Origin of the sequence: Streptococcus sp. 79, from assembly GCF_013277425.1 — a bacterium.
In the GTDB taxonomy this organism is placed as follows: domain Bacteria; phylum Bacillota; class Bacilli; order Lactobacillales; family Streptococcaceae; genus Streptococcus; species Streptococcus pseudopneumoniae.
Genome location: NZ_VMMW01000075.1, coordinates 1 through 3,213 on the forward strand (window position 1 = coordinate 1; position 3,213 = coordinate 3,213).

A 3,213-nucleotide genomic window follows, 5' to 3' on the forward strand; every position below is an offset into this window, starting at 1 on the left:
CTAAGAAAGAAGCAGAAATTGATGCTCGCCAAGATCTAACAGCTGAAGAAAAAGCGAAAGTTAAAGCAGAAGCTCAATCTCGAGCAGCCGAAGCGAACCAGGCCATTGATGCTCAACCAGATGTAACCACAACACCAGAGGAATCAAGGAAGGTTCAAGGAGCAGTAGATAGTGCTAAGGAACACGGTGTAGCAGCGATTAAAGCTGTGAATCCAGAAACAACAACTAAAGCTGCAGCCAAGAAAGCTATTGATGATAAGCTAGCTGAACAACTAAAAGCCATTGAAAACACACCAGATGCTACGGATGAAGAAAAAGCTGAAGCTGCTGAAAAAGCGACAGCCTTAGCCAAAGAAGCTAAGCAAGCAATTGATATTGCTACAACAGATTCAGAGGTTAAGAAACTTCAAGATGATGCAAATGCTGAAATAGGGAAAGTTTTACCTGTTGTAGAAGATAAACCAAATGCTCGTAAAGCCATTGATGAGCAAACAAAAGCGAAGAAAGAAGAGATTGACGCGCGTACTGACTTATCTCCTAAAGCGAAAGAGAATCTTAAAGATAAAGCAGATCAAATAGCAGCCGAAGCTAAGAAATTAGTAGATGCTGCGAATAAAGAAGCAGATGTTAATAAGATTCAAGACGCGGATAAATCGGCAATTAGAGCAGTTGGGGATATTAACAGACCAATTGATAAAGTGCTAGTTAATGATCCAGCCAACCTAAAAGCTGAGGAAAAAGCTAAAATCCTAGAAGAAGTGAAGAAAGTGAACCCAACAGCCAAAGAGGTTAAATATAACGACGCTGGAAATATTGAAGTTACTACAGCAAATGGTGATAAGGGAATCATTAATCCAACTGATCTGGTGAAAACGTTGGAGAATCTAGATAATGGTAAAGGTGGAAACGATATTAACAAACCACTTGATAAAGTTATCATCAAGGATAAATCGATGTTGACAGAGTCAGAAAAAGCTCAAATTATTGCTGCTGTTAAGTCTGTAAATCCAAATTCTATTGTGCTACTCGATGCAGACGGAACTGTTTCAGTGTCTACACCAGAAGGTCAGACTGCAACGATTCCATCAACTGAGTTAGTGAGAACTAAGGAAGATACAGCTAAATCTGACGCAGGAAATGGTGAAATTGTTAAACCAGCAGATAAAGTGGTTGGTGAACCGACTGATTCAGCTGCACAAGCCAAAGTAGAAGAAAAATTAAGAAAACTCAATCCTGAGGCTAAATCTGTTAAATTTGATGATAAAGGTAACGCTACTGTTACTTTAAATGATGGAACTGTGGCAACAATTCCATGGAAAGATTTATTCAAATCACCGGAAGATGCAACTAAACCAAACGCAGGCAACGACATCGTTAAGCCGGCGGATAAGACGGTTGTAGCGAACTCAGACAAGTTGACAGTTGCAGAGAAGAAAGCTATTGAAGAAAAGGTTAAAGCAGTTAACCCAGGAGCGACTGTAGTAGTGGACGATAAAGGAAATGCCACAGTCACAACACCAGAAGGTAAAACAGCCGTTATTCCAGCAACAGACTTGACGAAGTCAGCAGCAGATGCAGCTAAACCAAATGCAGGCAATGATGTCAATACACCAGCAGCTAAAACTGTAGCAGCGAACCTAGACAAGTTGACAGACGCAGAGAAGAAAGCTATTGAAGAGAAGGTTAAAGCAGTCAACCCAGGCTCAACTGTAGTAGTAGACGATAAGGGTAATGCTACAGTTACAACACCAGAAGGTAAGACAGCGGTCATTCCAGCCACTGATTTAGTGAAAACACAAGATGATATTACTAAAGAAAATGCAGGCAATGATGTCAATACACCAGCAGCTAAAACTGTAGTAGCAGATCCAGATGCCTTAACTCCAGAAGAGAAGAAAGCTATCGAAGAGAAGGTTAAAGCAGTCAACTCAGGTTCAACTGTAGTAGTAGACGACAAAGGTAATGCAACAGTAACTAAAGCTGATGGTACAGTTCTGAATATTCCGGCTTTAGACCTAGTAATCCCAGCTGGAAACCTAGCTGACGAAGCTAAGACTGCTAAAGTGAAAACACCAGCATTCCGTACATTAGTTGGAAACAAAGATAACTTAACGGAAGATGAAAAAGCAGCAGTTAAGAAAGCAATTGAAGCCGTCAATTCAGGAGCGACTGTAGTAGTAGACGATAAAGGTAACGCCACAGTAACACTAGATGGAAATACAGTATCGATTGCAAAAGACCAATTAGTGAAAACAGAAAGTGATGTAACAGCTAAGAATAGCGGAGATAACATCAACCTTGACTTTGAAAAAGAAACAGTAGCAGACTTTACTAACTTAACAGATTCAGAAAAAGAAGCTGCAAAAGCTAAGATTAAAGCAGTAAATGCTGATGTAGTAGATGTTCTCTTTGACAAGGCAGGAAATGCAACTGTTGTAACTAAAGATGGCAAAGTTTTAGCAATTACCGCTGAAGCTATCTTTAAACAAGCTCCTTCAGCTCAAAATAACGGAGCTACTAACACTGAAGCAAAAGTGGATAAAGCTAAGTTAGCAGATGCTATTCGTCAGTTAGATGGACTAATCATCCAAGAATCAGCTAAGCTTGATGCAGAAACTGCAAAAGCAGCGAACGCATTATCAGCAGATGCTAAGAAAGTATTTGCCAATGCAGATGCAACTCAGGCAGATGTGGCTGCAACGGTTAAACGTATCGAAGACTTCCTGGCGAAAGTTTCTCCAGCAACTAATCATGCAAGTCCAGCTAATGACCAAGCTGCTCAAACACCAGCTGTAGTTCCAGCTCAAGCAGCAAATGCCAACCAAGCAGCAACAAACGTGCGTACAGTCGCTAAAGAGTTGCCAAATACAGGTACAGCAGATTCTACTGTAGCTATGGTAGCAGCTGCCGCAAGTGCCTTACTTGGTCTTGGTCTTGCAGGTCGTCGTCGTAAAGAAGACGAAGAAGTTTAATTGGTAGATTGTTTGATACTTATCGAATAATAAATCCAATTTTCAAAGCTTAACAAGTACCTCTCATAAGAAAATCTCCTAGCAGGAAAGTCTGCTAGGAGATTTTTGCATTTCAGGAAGTGGACGGCTGGCTTGGTAACCAGCTAAGGGTAAAGGTTAACTGTTTAGCTTTGTAAGCGCGTCATAACAAGGTATCTATCATTCATGGAAGACCTCCTGTATACTATTAGTAAAGTAAAAC

The 3,213-nt window shown here is 40.6% G+C and carries 1 protein-coding gene; it reads left to right on the forward strand.

From position 1 onward, the window contains the following. Window positions 1–2,972, forward strand: a 2,972-nt coding sequence (locus HT729_RS12170; RefSeq protein WP_172931944.1) for a DUF1542 domain-containing protein, incomplete at its 5' end; no start/stop codon positions are given. Window positions 2,973–3,213 lie beyond the last annotated feature (241 nt).